This is a genomic window from Sphingomonas echinoides ATCC 14820 (assembly GCF_000241465.1).
Taxonomy (GTDB): domain Bacteria; phylum Pseudomonadota; class Alphaproteobacteria; order Sphingomonadales; family Sphingomonadaceae; genus Sphingomonas; species Sphingomonas echinoides.
Map to the genome: position 1 here is coordinate 1,138,498 of NZ_JH584235.1, position 18,261 is coordinate 1,156,758.

The window sequence follows — 18,261 nt, forward strand, 5'->3', positions numbered from 1 at the left end:
GTCCCTCACCTCATGCCGCTGGCTTTGCTGCAAGCGCGGCCTGCGCCGCTGCCAGTCGTGCGATCGGCACACGATAGGGCGAGGCGCTGACATAATCGAGCCCCACCGTCTCGCAGAAGGCGATCGATGCCGGATCGCCACCATGTTCGCCGCAAATGCCGAGCTTGATGTCGGGCCGCGTCGCCCGCCCGCGCTCCGCCGCCATGCCGATCAACTGCCCGACACCCTCGACATCGAGGCTGACGAACGGATCGCGCGCATAAATGCCGCGCTCGACATAGGTGGTGAGGAACCGCGCGGCATCGTCGCGGCTGACGCCCAGCGTGGTCTGCGTCAGATCGTTGGTGCCGAAGGAGAAGAATTCGCCGACCTCGGCAATCTCGCCCGCCATCAGGCAGGCGCGCGGCAGCTCGATCATCGTGCCGACATGATAGGTGATCGTCGTGCCGGTATCGGCGAACACGGCTTGCGCCGCCTTGTCGACCACCGCCTTCATCAGCTCCAGCTCGCGGCGCGTGCCGACCAGCGGGATCATCACTTCGGGGATCGGCGCCGCGCCCGATTTCTGCGCGACCAGCACCGCCGCCTCGAAAATGGCGCGCGCCTGCATCTCGTAGATTTCGGGATAGGTCACGCCCAGGCGGCAGCCGCGATGCCCCAGCATCGGGTTGAATTCGTGCAGGTCCGCCGCGCGCCGCTTGAGCACATCGACCGCAACCCCCGCCGCCGCCGCTACATCGGCGAATTCGCTTTCTTCATGCGGCAGGAATTCGTGCAGCGGCGGATCGAGCAGGCGGATCGTCACCGGCAGGCCCGCCATCACCTCGAACAATTGCACGAAGTCGCTGCGCTGTTCGGGCAGCAATTTGTCGAGCGCGGCGCGGCGACCCGCTTCATCCTCGGCCAGGATCATCTGGCGGACATTGGTGATCCGCTCGGCATCGAAGAACATATGTTCGGTGCGACACAGGCCGATGCCCTCGGCACCGAACTCGCGCGCGACCTTGGCGTCGAGCGGGGTCTCGGCATTGGCGCGCACGCGCAAACGGCGCACGCCATCGGCCCACACCATCAGCGTCGCGAAATCGCCGGAAAGCTCGGGCTGCACCGTCGGCACTTCGCCCGCCATCACTTCGCCGGTGGTGCCGTCGATGGTGATGATGTCGCCTGCGTTGACCACGCGCGCCTCGGCCCCGAGACCAACGCGCATCACGCCTGCCTTGGCATCGATCGAGATGCCGCCCGCACCCGAAACGCACGGACGGCCCATGCCGCGCGCCACCACGGCGGCGTGGCTGGTCATGCCGCCGCGCGCGGTGAGGATGCCCTTGGCCGCGTGCATCCCGTGAATGTCTTCGGGGCTGGTTTCGGTGCGGATCAGGATCACCGCCTCGCCTGCCGCCGCGCGCGTCTCGGCGGTGTCGCTGTCGAACACGGCAAAGCCCGAGGCCGCACCGGGCGAGGCCGGCAAGCCCTTGGTCAGCACATCGCGCACCGCCTTGGGATCGAGCGTCGGGTGCAGCAACTGGTCGAGCGCCGCCGGATCGACACGGGCGACGGCTTCCTCGCGCGTGATCAGGCCTTCCTCGGCCATATCAACCGCGATCTTCAAAGCGGCCTTGGCGGTGCGCTTGCCGCTCCGCGTCTGCAGCATCCACAGCTTGCCCTGCTGCACGGTGAATTCGATATCCTGCATGTCGCGGTAATGCGTTTCGAGCAGGTCGAACACCTTGGCGAGTTCGGCGAACACCACCGGCATCGCCTCTTCCATCGACAGCGGCTTGGCCCCTGCCGCTGCGCGTGCGGCGGTGGTGAGATATTGCGGGGTGCGGATGCCGGCGACGACGTCCTCGCCCTGCGCATTGATCAGGAATTCGCCATAATAAGCCTTGGTGCCGATCGCCGGATCGCGCGTGAACGCCACGCCCGTGGCCGAGGTGTCGCCCATATTGCCGAACACCATCGCCTGCACGTTGACGGCGGTGCCCCAGCTTGCCGGAATGTCGTTGAGGCGGCGATAGACCTTGGCGCGTTCCGACTGCCACGATCCGAACACCGCGCCGACCGCGCCCCATAATTGGTCATGCACGTCCTGCGGGAAGGGCTTGCCCCACAGTTGCTCGACCAGGCCCTTATATTCGGCGACGAGGCCGCGCAGGTCATCGGCGGTGAGATCGGTGTCGAGGAAATAGCCGCGATCTTCCTTGGCGATTTCGAGGGCCTCCTCGAATGCATCATGGTCGAGTTCGAGCACCACGTCCGAATACATCTGGATGAAGCGGCGATAGCTGTCCCACGCGAAGCGCGCGTCGCCGCTGGTGGCGGCGAGGCCCTCGACCGTCTGGTCGTTGAGGCCGAGATTGAGCACCGTGTCCATCATGCCGGGCATCGACGCGCGCGCGCCGGAGCGGACCGAGACGAGCAGCGGGTCCGCCGGGTTGCCGAAGCGCTTGCCGGTCACGCCTTCGATATGGGCGATGCCGGTGGCGACTTCGTCGCGCAGGCTCTGCGGGAATTGGCCGCCTTCATCATAATAGACCGCGCAAAATTCGGTCGAGATGGTGAAGCCGGGTGGCACCGGCAGCCCGATCGCCGCCATCTCGGCAAGGTTCGCGCCTTTGCCGCCGAGCAGGTTGCGGTCGCCCTTGCCCCCGTCCGAAACACCGCCGCCGAACCGATACACGTATTGCGTCATGGGTCTTCCCTCTAAGTACCTGTATTCGCTGGGGAGGCGTTTGGAAGGTGAGGCTAAAGTTAGGGCAAAGTGCGCGTCCGTTCAGCCCTCGATCTTCGAGAAGTCTGCGACATTGTGCACCGCAGCACGGACCCGATCAAGCAAAGCGAGCCGGGCGGCGCGCTTTTCGGGATCGGAATCGTTGACGATCACGCCTTCAAAAAACGCATCGATCGGAGCGCGCAGCGTGGCGAGCGCCGCCATCGCGGCTTCGAAATCCTCGCGCGCCACCGCGGCGGCAGCGGCAGGCTCAGCCGAATCGAGCGCCAGCGCGAGCGCAGCCTCTGCCGGTTCCTTCTCCCTCTCCCCTTCAGGGGAGAGAGAGAAACGCCCTCTTTCTTCAAGATATTCGCCGCGCGCTTGTACCCGGCGAGGAGGTTCACCCCATCCTCGGTCCCGATAAACGCCTGCAACGCATGAACGCGCGCGAGCAAGCGGACGAGATCATCCTCGCCGCCAAGCGCGAACACCGCGTCGATCAGATCGTGCCGGACACCGGCTTCGCGTTGCTGGACTTTGAGGCGGTCGGCGAAGAAGTCGAGAAGACCATCGACTGATCTGTCAAACACTAGATACTTTGCAAATTCGATGAAATCAGGTTCACCGTCCCACTCGTAATAGCTGATGAACGATCCGCCGATTTTGCGTTCGATCGCGCTTTCCGTATGATTACCTTTTGTCCAGTCGTACTCTTGGTCGAAATGAGCAAGGCGAGCTCTGGCGTGCCTCGGCTCAGCGTCATCGCCCTTATGGAACTCATTCTCCCAATATACAAACTGTGAGGCATGTATTGCAGCCGATGCCGCTACGACCGTGCTCAGCGGAAGCCGGAATTGGCCCTCAATGACCTGAGAGATTATTGCAATAGTAGCTCTACGAAGAGCGAATGGATCCTTGGAGCCAGTAGGCGGCAGCCCCGCCGCAAAGAAACCTACCAACGTATCCAGCTTATCCGCCAGCGACACCGCCACCGTTACCGGATCGGTCGGCACATCATCGCCCTGCCCGACCGGCTTGTAGTGATCGCGGATCGCGGCGGCGACGCGGGGGTCTTGGCCTTGGGCCGCCGCGTAATAGCCGCCCATCAGGCCCTGCAATTCGGGAAACTCGCCGACCATGCCGGTGACGAGATCGGCCTTGCAGAGGAGCGCGGCGCGTTCCGCGAGCGCGGCAAGATTCTCCCTCTCCCCTTCAGGGGAGAGGGTCGGGGAGAGGGGCTGTGCTGGAATATCGAGGGCGTCGCTGGAGGCAGACTCCCCCTCTCCCCGGCCCTCTCCCCGCGAGCGGGGAGAGGGAGAAGAAACGATTCCCTCTTCCACCAGCCACTTGGCCAGCTTCGCGACGCGCGCGACCTTGTCCGCGACGGTGCCCAATTTCTCGTGGAACACGATCCGGTCGAGCTTGGTCGCTTGCTCTTCCAGCGGCACCTTCAAATCGGTTTCGTAGAAGAATTTCGCGTCGGACAGGCGCGCCGCCAGCACCTTGCGGTTACCCTCGACGATCTTCGCGCCGCCATCGGCCGCATCGATATTGGCGGTGCAGACGAACGCATTCGCCAAGGCCCCGTCCGCGCCACGGCACACGAAATATTTCTGGTTCACGCGCGCGGTGAGCTGGATCACTTCGGGGGGCACGCTGAGGAACGCCGCGTCGAAGCGGCCGAGCAGCGGCACCGGCCATTCGGTGAGGCCGGCATTTTCGGTCAACAGGCCCTCGTCCTGCACCAGCTCGAGCCCCGCCTTGCGCGCCGCCATCGTCGCGCCGAGCGCGATGATCTGGCGGCGTTCGGCCTGGTCGACGATGACATGGCACGCGCGCAGTTTCTCGACATAATCGTCGGCCGAGCCAATCGTGATGACGCCGGGATGGTGGAAGCGATGGCCGACGGTGGCGGCGCCCGCCTGCACGCCGGCGATCTCGACCGGCACGACCGTATCGCCGAACAAAGCGACGATCCCTTGCAGCGGGCGCACCCAGCGCAGCGATTCCATCGTGGTCGAGCTGGCACCCCAGCGCATCGCCTTGGGCCAGGGAAACGCGCGGATGATCGCCGGGATCGCCTCGGCCAGCACCGCGCTGGTCGCGCGGCCGGGCTTGTCGACCACCGCGAACAGCACACCGTCACGCTCGACCAATTGCTCGCGTGTGAGGCCGGTCTTGCGCAGAAACCCTTCAAGCGCTTGCGGCGGGGCGGAGGCCTTGGGCCCCTTGGTCTCTTCCGACACCGCCGCCGTCTCGACCGGCAAGCCGCGCGCGATCAGCGTCAGGCGGCGCGGGGTGGCGTAGGTGACGATCTCGCTGGCGGTGAGGCCGCTCTTGGCGATCTCGGCGGTGAACAGCTTGGCCAGATCCTCGCGCGCACGATCCTGCATTCGCGCAGGAATTTCCTCGGAGCGCAGCTCAAGCAAAAAGTCGGTCATGCGCGCGCCCCGTTAGCGACCAGAACGCAACGGCTTCGCGTCTTCGCGTCTTCGCGTGAGAAAGAAGGTTGGTTCACGCGAAGGCGCGAAGGCGCGAAGAGCGCCAGAAGAAGGGTGGTTCGCGCGGAGGCGCGGAGGGCGCGGAGGAGAAGGCGCATGGGAGTGCCTGCGGCGCTGCTCATGCGGCCCACCCCGGGAAGCGCGCTTCCCATTTTGCGGTGTTGTGCGCGATCCACGCGCCGCACGCGCCCTTCGCCAGATCGCGGACGCGGCCCATATAGGCCTGGCGCTCCGCCACCGAGATGACGCCGCGCGCCTGCAACAGGTTGAAGATGTGGCTGGCCTTGATCGCCTGCTCATAGGCCGGGATCGGAAGCTGCTTGCCGAGGCAATTCTCGCATTCGGCGACATGCTTCTTGAACTGGTCGAACAGGCTGTCGGTATCGGCCACTTCGAAATTCCAGGTCGACATTTCGACCTCATTCTCGTGGAACACGTCGCCATAGCTGACGCCAGCGTCGTTAAACGCCAGATCGTACACGCTGTCCTTGTTCTGGATATACATAGCGAGGCGTTCGAGCCCGTAGGTCAGCTCGCCCGCGACCGGCTTCATGTCATAGCCGCCCATTTGCTGGAAATAGGTGAACTGCGTCACTTCCATCCCGTCGCACCACACTTCCCAGCCCAGCCCCCAGGCACCGAGCGTCGGGCTTTCCCAATCGTCCTCGACAAAGCGGATGTCGTGGACGAGCGGATCGATGCCGATCGCGGCGAGGCTGCCGAGATAGAGCGCCTGCAAATCGGGCGGGCTCGGCTTCAGGATCACCTGATATTGGTAATAATGCTGCAGCCGGTTGGGGTTTTCGCCATAGCGGCCATCGGTCGGGCGGCGGCACGGCTGGACGAAGGCGGCGTTCCACGTCTCGGGGCCGAGCGCGCGCAGCGTCGTCGCCGGGTGAAAGGTGCCCGCCCCCATCTCCATGTCATAAGGCTGCAGAATCAGGCAGCCGTGCTGGCTCCAATACTCATGGAGCGTAAGGATCATGCGTTGGAAGCTGAGCGGTTGGGTCACGCCGCGGGCTTTGGCGCAGCGCGGCGGGAAATTCAACCAAGCGTTGCGACGCGCAAACGCCATGCCACGCTCGCGTGACTTTTTGTCAGGTGTTGTTGACAATCACTGTGCGCCATGCCTATAAAGTAAGGGTCACCTGACTTTTAGTAAGGGGATAACGACCATGCAGAGGGCATTTGCGAAGGATATCATGAAGAATCGCCTGAAAGTGCTGCGCGCCGAACGCGACTGGAGCCAGGCGGAGCTTGCCGGGCGGCTCGATGTGTCGCGCCAGGCGGTCAACGCCATCGAAACGGGCAAATATGATCCCTCGCTCCCCCTCGCATTCCGCATCGGGCGACTGTTCAACATGGCAATCGAGGAGATTTTCGATGATGGGGAAAACAATGTCGGCTGAGCCGGAAACGCCATCGGGCGAGGCCCGGCTCAAGGCGTACCACCGCCGTTATACCGGGATTATCGTCCGGCTCATGATCGCTGGCGGGCTGATTGGTGGCGTCGTCGGCGCGGTGACCGCAGCGGGGGAAGGCACCACCTTGGCGCAGGCCGCGGCGATCATCGGCGTGGCGCTGTTCGTGATTGCGGCGGGGCTTGGCTCCTATCACTATTTTCGCGCCGTCGATGAGCTGGAGCTGGAGGCGAACAAATGGGCCGGGCTAGCCGGTATCAACGCCTATCTCCTGCTCTATGTCGGCTGGCGGTTTCTGGCTTGGTCCGGGGTCACGGCCAACGCCAATGGCGACGTGATCTTCGGGATCACGATGCTGGTGGCGTGCGCAGCATTTCTCTATCGCCGGTTTCGCTAAGGCGCTTGCACAAGGATATTGATGATGAAAATGCGCTATCTTCTGAGCACTGTCGCGCTGCTGCTGTCACCACCGCTGGCCGCGCAGACGACGCCCCCCGCCTCGCCCCCCGCTGCCGCCACCATCCCCGCCGACCCGGCTTTATGGGTGGTGAAGGACAAGGACACGACGATCTATCTGTTCGGCACGATCCATGCCTTGAAGCCGCAACTGAGCTGGTTCGATTCGGCGGTGCGCAAGGCGTTCGATGCGAGCGGGCAATTGGTGCTCGAAATTCCGCTGCCGACCCAGGAACAAGCCAAAGCGGTGATCGTGCCGCTGGCGATGGACGCGACGGGCAAACCGCTGACCCAGAAACTGAGCGCGGAGGACCGCAAGGTCTATGCCGCAGCCATGGCCAAGCTCGGCATTCCTGAAACCGCCTTCGACACCTTCGAGCCGTGGTTCGCCGGGGTCACGCTGGCGCAGATCGAGTTGCAAAAGGCCGGGTTCAACGCCGCCGAGGGGGTGGAAGTCGCGCTGAATGCTGCAGCTACGGCATCGGGCAAGCCGGTCTCGGGGCTCGAGACGCTGGAGCAGCAGCTCGGCTATTTCCACACTCTGCCGCAAGCCGACCAGATCGCCTTCCTCATCTCGAGCGCGAAGGAAATCGACAAATTCGATGCGACGATCAACGCCATGCTCGATCGCTGGAAAGCGGGCGATGCCGAGGGCCTGAGCGCGCTGATGAACGAGGATTTGAGCAGCCAGCCCAATCTCTACAAAGTGCTGCTGGCGGATCGCAACGCGCGCTGGGCCGACTGGATCGACAACCGGCTGAAGACGCCGGGCACCGTGTTCATCGCGGTCGGCGCGGGGCATTTGGCGGGCAAGGACAGCGTGCAGGCCTATCTCGCCAAGCATCATCTGGTCGCCGAGCGAGTCCGCTATTGAGGCGGCGATGGCTTGGTCTCGGGCTGGCGCTGGGGCTGTGCGCCTGTGCGCGAGCGCCCGAGACCAAGGCGCATCCGGCGCTATGGCGGGTGGCGGATGGGGATACCACGATCTGGCTGTTCGGGACGATCCACGCGCTGCCGCCCGGCGTCGACTGGCAAACCCCCGCCGTCGCGCGCGCGGTCGATGCGGCGGATACGCTGATCCTGGAAGTGCCGCCCGCCGACCCCGCAGCGGCGCGCGCGGAGTTCGTGGCGCTGGCCGAGCAGCCGGGCTTGCCGCCTATCGCGGCGCGGGTTCCCGTGGCCGACCGTGCGACGCTCGCACGCGGCATGGCGGTGGCGGGGCAATCGGCAGCAGATCTCGACGGACTCAAGACCTGGGCGGCGGCGCTGACGATCACGGCGGGCGCGGGACATGCCGAGCAAGCGAGCGCGACCGAAGGCGTCGAGCCCGTGCTCACGCGGCGCTTCACCGGCAAGGCGATCGGCGCGCTGGAGACGCGCGATGGGCAATTGCGGCTGTTCGATCATCTGCCGGCCGCGGCACAGCGCGTGCTGCTAGTACAGGCCGCGATCGATGCGCAGGACGCAGCGCGCGGCTATGCGCATTTGTTCAAGGCGTGGTCGGCGGGCGATGACGCCGCGCTCGCCGCGACGGTCGCTCCGCTACGGCGCGATCCGGCGATCGGCAAGGCGCTGCTCACCGACCGCAATGCGCGCTGGGCGAGCGTGATCGTGCGACGGATGGCGCGGCCGGGGCGCGTGTTCGTGGCGGTCGGTGCCGGGCATCTGGTCGGGCCGGGATCGGTGGCGGAATTGCTGCGCAAGCGCGGGCTGAAGGTCGAGCGGGTAGAATAAGAGACACCGCAGCGCCGCAGGCAACGCCTTCTCCTTCTCTTCGTGCCTTTGTGGCTTCGTGCGATCAAAAGACTTTTTCTCGCACAAAGGCGCAAAGGCACCAAGTGGTCGCGCGTGTGATCGAGTACCCCTCCCCACCGCAGCCTTTTTTATCGCTTGCGCGATGGCAGCGGCTTCCGCCGGACGTGGGACAGCGCATATTGCGCTTTGCCCCGCCTTTCCCTATAGCGCCGCGCTTCGGTCAGGGTCATCCCTGGAGGCCTGGCCGAAAGACCACACACACGCATATCGGAGTAATGCAATGAGCGACCAATTGGAGCTCGCAGCCGAGACGCGCGAACAGGTTGGCAAGGGAGCCTCCCGTTTGCTTCGTCGCGAAGGCCGCGTCCCCGCCGTAATCTACGGCAACAAGCAAGATCCCCAGTCGATCCACGTCGAGGAAAAGGCGCTGATGCGTCTCCTGATGACGGGTCACTTCATGAATTCGGTCGTGATGATCGAAGTCGATGGCCAGCAGGTTCGCACCCTGCCGAAGGACGTGTCGTTCGACGCCGTCACCGAGCGTCCGGTCCATGCCGACTTCCTGCGCATCGGCGCGCACACCACCGTCCACGTCAGCGTCCCCGTCGTGTTCACCGATGAGGAAGAAGCCCCCGGCATCAAGACCGGCAAGGGCGTGCTCAACATCATCCAGCACGAGCTGGAACTGGTGTGCGACGCAGCCGAGATCCCCGACGACATCACCATCTCGCTGGCTGGCCGCGAGATCGGCGATTCGATCCACATCTCGAACGTGACGCTGCCCAAGGGCGTGACCCCGGCGATCACCGACCGCGACTTCACCATCGCGACGATCGTCCCGCCGACGGTGCCGACGGTTGCCGACGAAGCAGCGGACGCAGCTGTTGCCGAGGCGCAGGCCGCCGAGAGCGACACCGCCGAGTAAAAGCATCTCCCTCTCCCCTGCAGGGGAGAGGGTCGGGGAGAGGGGCAGTGAACCACGCCAACGTGCGAGTGACTGCCCCTCTCCCGCGCTTCGCTGCGCTCGCTTGCCCTCTCCCCGCGAGCGGGGAGAGGGAATAAACCATGCAAATCTGGGTCGGCCTGGGCAATCCCGGCGCGCAATACGCGCTCAACCGCCACAATGTCGGCTTCATGGCGGTGGATATCATCGCCGAGCTGCACGATTTCGGCCCCGTCAAAAAGGCGTTTCAGGGCTGGACGCAGGAGGGCCGGATCGGCTCCGAGAAGATCCTGCTGCTCAAACCCGCGACCTTCATGAACGAGAGCGGCCGCAGCGTCGGCGAAGCGATGCGCTTCTACAAGCTCGACGTTGGCGACGTCACCGTCTTCCATGACGAGCTCGACCTCGACCCGTTCCGCGTCAAGGTGAAGACCGGCGGCGGCACCGCCGGGCATAATGGCCTGCGCTCGACCGAAGCGCATATCGGCAACGCCTTTCGCCGCGTGCGCATCGGCATCGGCCACCCCGGCCACAAAGACAAAGTCAGCCCCTATGTGCTCGGCAATTATGCCAAGGCCGAGATGGAGCCGCTGGCCGATCTGCTCGGCGCGATAGGGGCCGAGGCCCCATGGCTGGCCAAGGGCGATGATGGCCGTTTCATGAGCGATGTCGCACTGCGACTGGGAGAGACGAAATGACCGTGCGCACGCTGTTCGCGACGCCGTTCTACGAAGGCAAGTTGAAGAACGCCGCTCTGGTCGCCGATCTCGACCGCTCGTGCCAGGCGCTGGCCGAGGATGACCGCGCCGGGCGCGCCTGGTCCAAGGCGCATGGCTATCGCGGTTATACCTCCTACGCCTCACTCAACGATTTGCCGATGCGCGACCCGGCCTTTGCCGATCTGGTCAAGCTGCTCAACAAGCATGTCGCCAAATTCGCCGAGGACTGCGCATTCGACCTGAACGACCGCAAATTGAAGCTCGACAGCCTGTGGGTGAACGTCCTGAAACCGGGCGGGATGCATTCGGGGCATGTCCACCCGCACAGCGTGATTTCGGGCACGGTCTATATCGTCGTGCCGGAGGGCGCAGGTGCGCTCAAGCTGGAAGACCCGCGCCTGCCGATGATGATGGCGGCCCCGACGCGGCGTGACGATGCGCCCGAAATGCTGAAACCCTTCGTCTATGTCGAGCCGCAGGCGGGCAGCGTGTTCCTGTGGGAAAGCTGGCTGCGCCACGAAGTCGCGCCCGGCACCGCCAAGAGCGAGCGGGTGAGCGTCAGCTTCAACTATCGCTGGTAGGCCCTCCCTTCCGTCCAATACCGCGCCGTCTCTGGCATTCCGGTGCCGGAAGCCGTATCGGCGGCGCATCACACATATCGTGCTTCAAGGATCATCATGGGTTTTCGCTGTGGAATCGTCGGGCTGCCCAATGTCGGCAAGTCCACCCTGTTCAATGCGCTGACGCAGACGGCGGCAGCGCAGGCGGCGAACTATCCGTTCTGCACGATCGAGCCGAACGTCGGCAACGTCGCGGTGCCCGATCCCCGGCTCGACAAGCTCGCCGCAGTCGCGGGATCGCAGAAGATCATTGAGACGCAATTGGGCTTTGTCGACATTGCCGGGCTGGTGCGCGGCGCGTCCAAGGGCGAGGGCCTCGGCAACCAGTTCCTCGGCAATATCCGCGAAGTCGATGCGATCGTGCATGTGCTGCGCTGCTTCGAGGATGACGACGTTACCCATGTCGAAGGCAAGGTCGATCCGATCGCCGATGCCGAGACGGTCGAAACCGAATTGATGCTGTCCGACCTCGAAAGCCTCGAAAAGCGCGTCCCCAATTTGCTGAAGAAGGCGACGCAGGGCGACAAGGACGCCAAGGTCGCCGCGTCGGTGCTGGGCCAGGCGCTCGACCTGCTGCGCGAAGGCAAGCCCGCGCGGCTGACCGTGCCCAAGGATGAGGACGAAGCCCGCGCCTTCAAGCAGGCGCAATTGCTGACCGCCAAGCCCGTGCTCTATGTCTGCAATGTCGAGGAAACGAGCGCTGCCAACGGCAATGCGCAATCGGCGCGCGTGTTCGAGAAGGCCAAGGCCGAGGGGGCCGAAGCCGTCGTCGTCTCCGCCGCGATCGAGGCCGAGATCGCGACGATGGAGCCCGAAGAGCGCGGAGACTTCCTCGCCGAACTGGGCCTGACCGAAACCGGCCTGTCGCGCGTGATCGTCGCGGGGTACCGGTTGCTCAAGCTGCTCACCTTCTTCACCGTCGGCCCCAAGGAAGCGCGCGCCTGGACCGTCCATGCCGGGGCCAAGGCCCCGCAGGCCGCGGGCGAGATCCACACCGATTTCGAGCGCGGCTTCATCCGCGCCGAGACGATTGCCTATGACGATTACGTCACGCTCGGCGGCGAAACCGGTGCGCGCGATGCCGGCAAGCTGCGCCAGGAGGGCAAAGAGTATGTCGTCCATGACGGCGACGTGCTGAATTTCCGCTTCAACGTCTGATCTTGTCGGCGGGCGACACGCGGCCTAGGCTGGTCGCGATGTTCGCCCGCCTGATCCTTGCGCTGCTGCTGGCAGCCTTTGCCATCCCGGCGATGGCGCATGGGCAGTCGTGCCATGAGATGCCCATGGCTGCGCCGATGGCGCAGGGCACGCATCACATGCCGCGCCAGGACGATCCCGCGACCGTGCCGCATATCTGCATTGGCTGCATTCCTCCCGCCAGCCTCGCCGCGCGCGGGGTGGATGCGCCGGGCGTGACGGCGGCGGTCCCGCGTCGCATCGTCGCGACTGCCTTCGCCCCGGATACCGGAACGCCGCCAGCTTTGCCTCCTCCGCGCCGGACCGCGTGATCCGGCGGGCCATCGCGCCCGACCGCATGCTTTCCCCGTTGAGGATTTTCCGATGACCCGATCGATGTTGATCGCGGGCTTCGCGCTGTCTGCGCTGCTGCCCGCGCCTGCCTTTGCGCAGATGATGCCCGGCATGAAAATGGACATGCCGATGCCCGCCAAGCCCAAGCCCAAGGCGAAACCCAAGCCGGTGGTGAAACACGCGCACCCGGCGGTGCACCCGCCTGCCCCCGAAGCTGCCCCTTCCTCTTCCCCGGCGCAGGCCGGGGCCCAGCAGCGGGCGGAGGATGCGGACGCGCCGCCCCCGCCTATGACCACCACCTCCGCGACTGGGCCCCGGCCTGCGCCGGGGAAGGCGGACGACAGCGTTACAGCACCACCGATGGCCATGCCCCCCGCCCCGCAGCCCCAAGGCGATCACAATCATTCCATGCCCGACATGCCCGGCATGGCCATGGGCCCAGCCGACCATGCCTATGGCGACGGCTCCGGCACCTCGCGCAACCCCGGCAATGACGGCGCGATGAAGGGTCTGCATCTCGCGACGGGCGACTGGATGGTGATGCTCCACGGCTATGCGACCAGCGTCTATACCAACCAGGGGGGCCCGCGCGGCGATCAGGAGGCGTTCGTCGAATCGATGGCGATGCTCACCGGCACGCGCGATTTCGGCGGCGTGCGGCTGCAACTACGATCGATGATGAGCCTCGAACCCGCGATGGGGGCGAAGGGCTATCCCAATTTGTTCGCCACCGGCGAAACCGCCAACGGCACCACGCAATTGACCGATCGCCAGCACCCGCACGATCTGTTCATGGAACTGGCGGCGCGGCTCGATGTCGATACCGCGCACGGCAGCCTGTTCCTCTACGGCGGCCCCGTGGCCGAGCCGGCGCTCGGACCATCGGCCTTCATGCACCGCGCCTCCGCGCACTATCAGCCGCTCAGCCCGATCACGCACCATTGGTTCGACAGCACGCATATCAGCTACGGCGTGGTGACGGCGGGCTATGGCACGGCGCGCTGGCAAATCGAGGCGTCAGGCTTTCGCGGCCGCGAGCCCGACCAATATCGCTGGAATATCGAGCAACCGGGCCTCGATTCGTGGAGCGTGCGCGCGACCTGGACGCCCTCCCCCGCCTGGGCGGTGCAAGTCAGCCATGGCTGGCTGAAGAGCCCCGAACAGCTCGAAGCCTTTCGCAACGAAGCGCGCACCACCGCGAGCGTGCAATATGCCGCGCACGGCGTCTCCGCGCTGCTCGCTTTCTCCAACAAGCATAAGTTGCCCGGACGCGTGCTGACGGCATGGCTGGCCGAGGCCAATTGGGACATTGACCGCCACCACACATTGTTCGCCCGCGCGGAAAATGTGGCGAATGACGAGCTGTTTCCGAACCCACTCGATCCGCTGCACGACCGCAAGGTGCGGGTGAGCAAGCTGGAGAGCGGCTATGCCTATCGCCTGCGCTTTGTGGGGCCGTTCGAGTTGGCTCTGGGCGGCGCGGTCGGCATCTATGACAAGCCCGCCCTTCTGGATGCGGCTTATGGGCGTTTCCCGCTGAGCTTCAGCCTGTTCGCCAAGGTCTCGCTCGGACATTGAACGCGAAAGCGGCACCGGAGAGCCCTGCTCCCCGGTGCCGCCCTTGCGCCTGTGCTGCAGGCAATCGGGTCAGTCGACCGCCTTGCTCTGGTCACGGCGGTCGGCGCTGGCGATCACCTGGACGCAACCTTCAGCGGCGGGTGCGGGAGCCAATTGCGTCTTACCCGAGAGATGGATCGGGGCGGTGCGCTGCTCGCAGCCGCGCTTGATCGCGTGATAGGTCACCGCGGGGATTTTGCCCACGGGCGCCCAGCGCATTTCATGCGTATCGGACAGCGATTGTGCGCTCAGCGGCGCGGCAACGATGGCGAACGAAAGTGCGGCATATTTCAACAAAGACATGGCGGGCTCCTCCTATGATCCGGCTATTGCGGACCGATATGGCGGAGCGACCTTGCGCGCCCCTCTCTCTATTGTGACAAAACATGTCCCGTTGCCGTCGCCGGGAACGCTGCGACCGTCGATAATGGAATAGCGGCCTTCGATTACGGAGCGTATGCCGGCATTCATGTTCAAAATCGGATCGCAAATCGATGGCGTGTGGTCGGAGCATTCACACCCGCCAGTGTTCAAGATTGAGGCCCGCGCCGGTGCCGCAGGAAAAGTTACGGCGACCGCGCCAGGAAGCGACTCATTGGTATTTCGTAAGCTGTCCGAGTGCTTAGAGCCGCCAGTCTTTGTGCTTTACGTTCTGCACACACCGCGAGGAGAAGCGGATCCAGGCCGATATCAAAGTCCAGGACTGACGCGCGGCGAATTGACTGGGTTTCTGGAGGAATTCGACAATTTTCTCTGCAGGGACGCTCGCTTCGACCTGTGGGTTCATTCCCCCTCCGACCAAGCGACCATCGTCTGGGATCGGCACAATCTTATTCACGCATATGGTCGGACCGATTGTGTCGTTCAGGCCTTGCGCTCGATCGGCTTTCATGAGGGCGAACCGATGATCCCCAGTTCGCACGAACATCATTACCATCAAGCGCTGGATGCCGATGCAAGCGCGGTCATCTCGCATTTCGCCTGGGTCCGATCAGCCTTGCAACCTGCTGATGTCCAGTAGGCCGAGTGTGTGCTCCCCACTGTCATAGCCGTGCCGCATTTCCGCCGCACAGGGACGCACATGCGCTGGACAACCCGGATCTTCGCCGCCGCCTTGTGCGCCGCCCTGCAGGCATGCGTCACGGCCCCCATCTCAGGCCCCAAGCCAGCAGCCATTGCTCAGACGGAAACGCGTGCTCCCGTCACCATTCTCATCTCGATCGACGGCTTTCGCCCCGATTACCGCACGCGCGGGGTGACGCCCACTCTCGATGCGCTGGCCGCCAGTGGCATCAGCGCGGCGATGCGGCCGTCCTTCCCGTCCAAGACCTTCCCCAACCATTGGGCGCTCGTCACCGGCCTGCGCCCCGATCGCAACGGCATCGTTTCCAATTCGATGGAGGATGCGGGTCGGCCAGGCGTGACCTTCACGATGGAAAATTCCAGGGATCCGTTCTGGTGGAATGAGGCCGAACCCTTGTGGGTCACCGCCGAGCGCAGCGGGGTGCGCAGCGCGACGATGTTCTGGCCGGGCTCGAACGTCGCCTGGGGCGGCGCGATGAAGGGCGGGCACGGCGAGCCGACCGGGGGTGTTCGGCCTGAAGATTGGTGGCCGTTCGACATGGCGGTGCCCGGCGAACAGCGCGTCGCAGGCGTGCTCGACTGGCTCCGTCGCCCGACGGCGATGCGCCCGCGCTTCCTCACGCTCTATTTCGATGCCGTCGACAGCGCCGGGCACACCTATGGCCCGGATGCCGCCGAAACGACGGCGGCGGTCGCGAAGGTCGATGCCCAGATCGGCACGCTGGTTGCGGGGCTGAAGGCGCTTGGCCAACCGGCCAACCTTGTCATCGTTGCGGACCACGGCATGGCCGGGACCAGCGCAAGCCGCACCATCGCCATGGATGCCGTCGCCAATCCTGCCGACTATCGCCAGTTCGAGGCCGGCCCGTTTGCGAGTTTCTATCCGGTGCCCGGCCATGAAGCCGCGCTGGAAAAGGCGTTGCTCGGCCATCACGCGCATTATGATTGCTGGCGCAAAAGCGAGATACCGGCGCGGCTGCACTACGGCACCAACCCGCGCATCCCACCCTATTTCTGCCTCGCCGAGACTGGCTGGCTGCTCAACAAGACTGCGTCGACCAAGGATGTCCCCGATGGCGGTGCGCATGGCTATGACAATGCCGCCCCCGAAATGGCGGCGCTGTTCGTGGCGAGCGGCCCGGCGATCACAGCGCTCGGCCCGCTGCCCGCGTTCGACAATGTCGATGTCGCCCCGCTGGTGCGCGATCTGCTCGGCCTTCCAGCGGGAACGGGCCTCGACGGCGATGACGCGCCGTTTCGGGCTGCGGTGAAAGGTCCGGCCCGAAACTAGGGGTTGCCTTCATCGCTGGCGCGCGAGACACTGGCGGCATGCAATATTTCGAAGACATAGTGGTCGGCACCAAGGCGTCGTTCGGCCGGTACGCGGTTACGCGGGACGAGGTGACGGCCTTTGCCAAGGCCTATGACCCACAACCTTTTCATTTGTCCGACGAGGCTGCCGCCGAAACCCATTTCGGGCGGCTGTCGGCGAGTGGGTGGCACACCTGCGCGATGACCATGGCGATGGTCGTCGAAAATTTCAAAGCCAATGATCAGGCCAGCCTCGGGTCGCCCGGCATCGACGAATTGCGCTGGCTGAAACCGGTCTATCCCGGTGACACGCTGCGCTGCGAGACCGAGATCGTTGACAAGCGCGCCTCGCAAAGCCGCCCGGAAATGGGCAGCTTTCGCAGCAAGATGACCGTGTTCAACCAACACGACGTGGCGGTGATGACCTTTACCTCAATCGGGCTGATCCGCACGCGGCCGATCGCATAGCGCTTATCCGGCCGCGCACCTCGCGTCAGCGATGGCCGCGACCGCCACGTCCGCCGCCATGTCCGCCGCCGCCGGGGCGGCCGGGCACACCATAATCACGCCACATCGGGCGGATTTCGCGGTGGTCATTATGCCAGCGCTGATTGCGGCCCTGCCAATAGCCGCGCTGTTCGGCACTCCAGCGGTGGCGCACGTTCTGCCGGTCGTAGACGTAATAGCCTGACCCCGGATAATAATAGTCGCCGTTCCAGCCCCAATAGGGATCGGCGCTATACCCGCCATAATAGGGGTCCCACGCACTGGCCCCATAGCCGACCGAGACGCCGGAATAGCCATAATCCTCGGCACAGGCGGACAGCCCGCCGACCGCGACGAGTGCGGCGGCAGCAAGCGAGAGTTTGATGACGGACATAGGATTGGCCTCTGGTGCCGCTGTCCCCCGGCGGAGTGCGGGGCGCGGGCGTTACCCGATCAACCCGAGCGCTCGCTATTGGTTCCTTGGACCAGGTCTAGTGGCCGGGAAAGCCGATCAGCGAATCCACAGCGAGGCCATCGGCGCGCAACGCATCGGCTCCGCCCAGATCTGGCAGGTCGACCAGGAACTGGGCTTGCTCCACCAGGCCCCCCGCCTTGCGCAGCAGCCGCACCGCCGCGCGCGCGGTGCCACCCGTCGCGATCAAGTCATCGACCAGCAGCACGCGCTGCCCCGGCGCCAGCGCATCCTCATGCACCGCAATGCGATCGGTGCCATATTCGAGCGCGTAATCCTCGGCGATGGTCGCACCGGGCAGCTTGCCGTCCTTGCGGATCAGCAGCACGCCCGCGTTGAGCGGCGCGGCAAGGGCCGCCGCAAAGATGAAACCGCGCGCTTCGATGCCGGCCACCAGGTCGACCGGTCCGCGCGTAGCTGCGGCCATCCGCGCGATCGCGCTGGCGAAACCCTGCGCATCAAGCAGCAAAGTGGTGATGTCGCGAAACTGGATGCCGGGCTTGGGGAAATCCAGGATGGTGCGGATCAGCGCCTTCAGATCGTCATTCTCGGCCATAAAATCCTCGTCGCCCCGGCGCAGGCCGGGGCCGGTCGGCGATAAGGGGAACCCTTCGCCTCGCGCTCGGCCAGACGT

At 64.9% G+C, this 18,261-nt stretch carries 19 protein-coding genes and 1 pseudogene; 13 read left to right on the forward strand and 7 right to left on the reverse strand.

From position 1 onward, the window contains the following. Positions 1-10: 10 nt before the first annotated feature. The 4 genes and pseudogenes from ppdK to ON00_RS05425 form a co-directional block, all read right to left on the reverse strand. On the reverse strand, positions 11-2,695 hold the full coding sequence (gene ppdK / locus ON00_RS05415; RefSeq protein WP_010403798.1) for a pyruvate, phosphate dikinase: 2,685 nt from the start codon (positions 2,693-2,695) through the stop codon (positions 11-13). 81 nt (positions 2,696-2,776) lie between these two features. After that, a pseudogene (locus tag ON00_RS21180) lies at positions 2,777-2,980 on the reverse strand (DALR anticodon-binding domain-containing protein); the annotation flags it as partial. Next, positions 2,884-5,154 carry a glycine--tRNA ligase subunit beta gene (gene glyS / locus ON00_RS05420; protein WP_083834065.1) on the reverse strand — a complete coding sequence of 757 codons (2,271 nt, stop codon included), beginning with the start codon at positions 5,152-5,154 and terminating at the stop codon, positions 2,884-2,886. The gene glyS and the pseudogene ON00_RS21180, both read right to left, overlap by 97 nt. A 178-nt stretch (positions 5,155-5,332) precedes the next feature. Continuing rightward, a complete protein-coding gene (locus tag ON00_RS05425) occupies positions 5,333-6,199 on the reverse strand; it encodes a glycine--tRNA ligase subunit alpha (protein WP_040601902.1) in 867 nt (288 codons plus the stop codon). 217 nt (positions 6,200-6,416) lie between these two features. Here ON00_RS05425 and ON00_RS05430 point away from each other — a divergent pair, with 217 nt between their 5' ends. The 10 genes from ON00_RS05430 (at position 6,417) to ON00_RS05475 (ending at position 14,236) form a co-directional block, all read left to right on the forward strand. Then, positions 6,417-6,623: a helix-turn-helix transcriptional regulator gene (locus tag ON00_RS05430; RefSeq protein WP_040601584.1), complete on the forward strand. Its 207-nt coding sequence runs from the start codon at positions 6,417-6,419 to the stop codon at positions 6,621-6,623. Continuing rightward, complete coding sequence (locus tag ON00_RS05435) at positions 6,598-7,032, forward strand: hypothetical protein (protein WP_154651280.1); 435 nt, start codon at positions 6,598-6,600, stop codon at positions 7,030-7,032. Before ON00_RS05430 ends, ON00_RS05435 begins: the two co-directional genes overlap by 26 nt. Positions 7,033-7,056: 24 nt before the next feature. Beyond that, complete coding sequence (locus tag ON00_RS05440; RefSeq protein WP_010403805.1) at positions 7,057-7,965, forward strand: TraB/GumN family protein; 909 nt, start codon at positions 7,057-7,059, stop codon at positions 7,963-7,965. After that, positions 7,962-8,825 carry a TraB/GumN family protein gene (locus ON00_RS05445; protein ID WP_010403807.1) on the forward strand — a complete coding sequence of 288 codons (864 nt, stop codon included), beginning with the start codon at positions 7,962-7,964 and terminating at the stop codon, positions 8,823-8,825. Before ON00_RS05440 ends, ON00_RS05445 begins: the two co-directional genes overlap by 4 nt. A gap of 301 nt (positions 8,826-9,126) precedes the next feature. Continuing rightward, a complete protein-coding gene (locus ON00_RS05450; RefSeq protein ID WP_010403809.1) occupies positions 9,127-9,771 on the forward strand; it encodes a 50S ribosomal protein L25/general stress protein Ctc in 645 nt (214 codons plus the stop codon). A 140-nt stretch (positions 9,772-9,911) separates the two neighbouring features. After that, entirely contained in the window at positions 9,912-10,487 is a 576-nt protein-coding gene (pth, locus tag ON00_RS05455) for an aminoacyl-tRNA hydrolase (protein WP_010403812.1), read from the forward strand. After that, complete coding sequence (locus ON00_RS05460) at positions 10,484-11,089, forward strand: TIGR02466 family protein (protein WP_010403813.1); 606 nt, start codon at positions 10,484-10,486, stop codon at positions 11,087-11,089. Before pth ends, ON00_RS05460 begins: the two co-directional genes overlap by 4 nt. Before the next feature lie 96 nt (positions 11,090-11,185). Further along, the gene (ychF, locus tag ON00_RS05465; protein WP_010403815.1) at positions 11,186-12,286 is read left to right on the forward strand and encodes a redox-regulated ATPase YchF; all 1,101 of its coding nucleotides are present in this window, start codon (positions 11,186-11,188) and stop codon (positions 12,284-12,286) included. A 38-nt stretch (positions 12,287-12,324) separates the two neighbouring features. After that, the gene (locus tag ON00_RS05470) at positions 12,325-12,636 is read left to right on the forward strand and encodes a hypothetical protein (protein WP_010403817.1); all 312 of its coding nucleotides are present in this window, start codon (positions 12,325-12,327) and stop codon (positions 12,634-12,636) included. A gap of 52 nt (positions 12,637-12,688) precedes the next feature. Beyond that, positions 12,689-14,236 (forward strand): hypothetical protein, encoded by a 1,548-nt coding sequence (locus tag ON00_RS05475; protein ID WP_010403818.1) that lies wholly within the window; start codon positions 12,689-12,691, stop codon positions 14,234-14,236. Between the two features lie 69 nt (positions 14,237-14,305). Here ON00_RS05475 and ON00_RS05480 read toward each other — a convergent pair whose 3' ends face one another. Then, complete coding sequence (locus ON00_RS05480; RefSeq protein WP_010403819.1) at positions 14,306-14,578, reverse strand: hypothetical protein; 273 nt, start codon at positions 14,576-14,578, stop codon at positions 14,306-14,308. Positions 14,579-14,744: 166 nt separating this feature from the next. Between ON00_RS05480 and ON00_RS05485 the strand changes: the two genes are divergently transcribed. Genes ON00_RS05485 through ON00_RS05495 form a run of 3 tightly spaced genes read left to right on the forward strand, consistent with a single transcriptional unit; the run spans position 14,745 to position 17,137 of the window. After that, positions 14,745-15,296: a hypothetical protein gene (locus ON00_RS05485; RefSeq protein ID WP_029622457.1), complete on the forward strand. Its 552-nt coding sequence runs from the start codon at positions 14,745-14,747 to the stop codon at positions 15,294-15,296. A 60-nt stretch (positions 15,297-15,356) separates the two neighbouring features. After that, positions 15,357-16,649: an alkaline phosphatase family protein gene (locus ON00_RS05490; RefSeq protein WP_010403821.1), complete on the forward strand. Its 1,293-nt coding sequence runs from the start codon at positions 15,357-15,359 to the stop codon at positions 16,647-16,649. A gap of 38 nt (positions 16,650-16,687) precedes the next feature. After that, positions 16,688-17,137, forward strand: coding sequence for a MaoC family dehydratase (locus ON00_RS05495; protein WP_010403822.1), 450 nt, complete (start codon positions 16,688-16,690; stop codon positions 17,135-17,137). A gap of 25 nt (positions 17,138-17,162) precedes the next feature. Here the strand turns inward: ON00_RS05495 and ON00_RS05500 are convergent, their stop codons facing one another. Further along, positions 17,163-17,549: a hypothetical protein gene (locus ON00_RS05500; RefSeq protein WP_010403823.1), complete on the reverse strand. Its 387-nt coding sequence runs from the start codon at positions 17,547-17,549 to the stop codon at positions 17,163-17,165. Positions 17,550-17,646: 97 nt separating this feature from the next. Then, positions 17,647-18,183 (reverse strand): adenine phosphoribosyltransferase, encoded by a 537-nt coding sequence (locus ON00_RS05505; protein ID WP_029622458.1) that lies wholly within the window; start codon positions 18,181-18,183, stop codon positions 17,647-17,649. Between the last annotated feature and the right edge of the window lie 78 nt (positions 18,184-18,261).

What these genes read in the sequence shown, in the direction of transcription:
- ON00_RS05460 (WP_010403813.1), top strand. Translation starts at nt 10,484, where the DNA reads ATGACCGTGCGCACGCTGTTCGCGACGCCGTTCTACGAAGGCAAGTTG.
- ON00_RS05450 (WP_010403809.1), top strand. Translation starts at nt 9,127, where the DNA reads ATGAGCGACCAATTGGAGCTCGCAGCCGAGACGCGCGAACAGGTTGGC.
- pth (WP_010403812.1), top strand. Translation starts at nt 9,912, where the DNA reads ATGCAAATCTGGGTCGGCCTGGGCAATCCCGGCGCGCAATACGCGCTC.
- ychF (WP_010403815.1), top strand. Translation starts at nt 11,186, where the DNA reads ATGGGTTTTCGCTGTGGAATCGTCGGGCTGCCCAATGTCGGCAAGTCC.
- ON00_RS05490 (WP_010403821.1), top strand. Translation starts at nt 15,357, where the DNA reads ATGCGCTGGACAACCCGGATCTTCGCCGCCGCCTTGTGCGCCGCCCTG.
- glyS (WP_083834065.1), bottom strand. Translation starts at nt 5,154, where the DNA reads ATGACCGACTTTTTGCTTGAGCTGCGCTCCGAGGAAATTCCTGCGCGA.
- ON00_RS05475 (WP_010403818.1), top strand. Translation starts at nt 12,689, where the DNA reads ATGACCCGATCGATGTTGATCGCGGGCTTCGCGCTGTCTGCGCTGCTG.
- ON00_RS05495 (WP_010403822.1), top strand. Translation starts at nt 16,688, where the DNA reads ATGCAATATTTCGAAGACATAGTGGTCGGCACCAAGGCGTCGTTCGGC.
- ON00_RS05500 (WP_010403823.1), bottom strand. Translation starts at nt 17,549, where the DNA reads ATGTCCGTCATCAAACTCTCGCTTGCTGCCGCCGCACTCGTCGCGGTC.
- ON00_RS05425 (WP_040601902.1), bottom strand. Translation starts at nt 6,199, where the DNA reads ATGATCCTTACGCTCCATGAGTATTGGAGCCAGCACGGCTGCCTGATT.
- ON00_RS05430 (WP_040601584.1), top strand. Translation starts at nt 6,417, where the DNA reads ATGAAGAATCGCCTGAAAGTGCTGCGCGCCGAACGCGACTGGAGCCAG.
- ON00_RS05440 (WP_010403805.1), top strand. Translation starts at nt 7,057, where the DNA reads ATGAAAATGCGCTATCTTCTGAGCACTGTCGCGCTGCTGCTGTCACCA.
- ppdK (WP_010403798.1), bottom strand. Translation starts at nt 2,695, where the DNA reads ATGACGCAATACGTGTATCGGTTCGGCGGCGGTGTTTCGGACGGGGGC.
- ON00_RS05480 (WP_010403819.1), bottom strand. Translation starts at nt 14,578, where the DNA reads ATGTCTTTGTTGAAATATGCCGCACTTTCGTTCGCCATCGTTGCCGCG.
- ON00_RS05485 (WP_029622457.1), top strand. Translation starts at nt 14,745, where the DNA reads ATGTTCAAAATCGGATCGCAAATCGATGGCGTGTGGTCGGAGCATTCA.
- ON00_RS05435 (WP_154651280.1), top strand. Translation starts at nt 6,598, where the DNA reads ATGATGGGGAAAACAATGTCGGCTGAGCCGGAAACGCCATCGGGCGAG.
- ON00_RS05470 (WP_010403817.1), top strand. Translation starts at nt 12,325, where the DNA reads ATGTTCGCCCGCCTGATCCTTGCGCTGCTGCTGGCAGCCTTTGCCATC.
- ON00_RS05505 (WP_029622458.1), bottom strand. Translation starts at nt 18,183, where the DNA reads ATGGCCGAGAATGACGATCTGAAGGCGCTGATCCGCACCATCCTGGAT.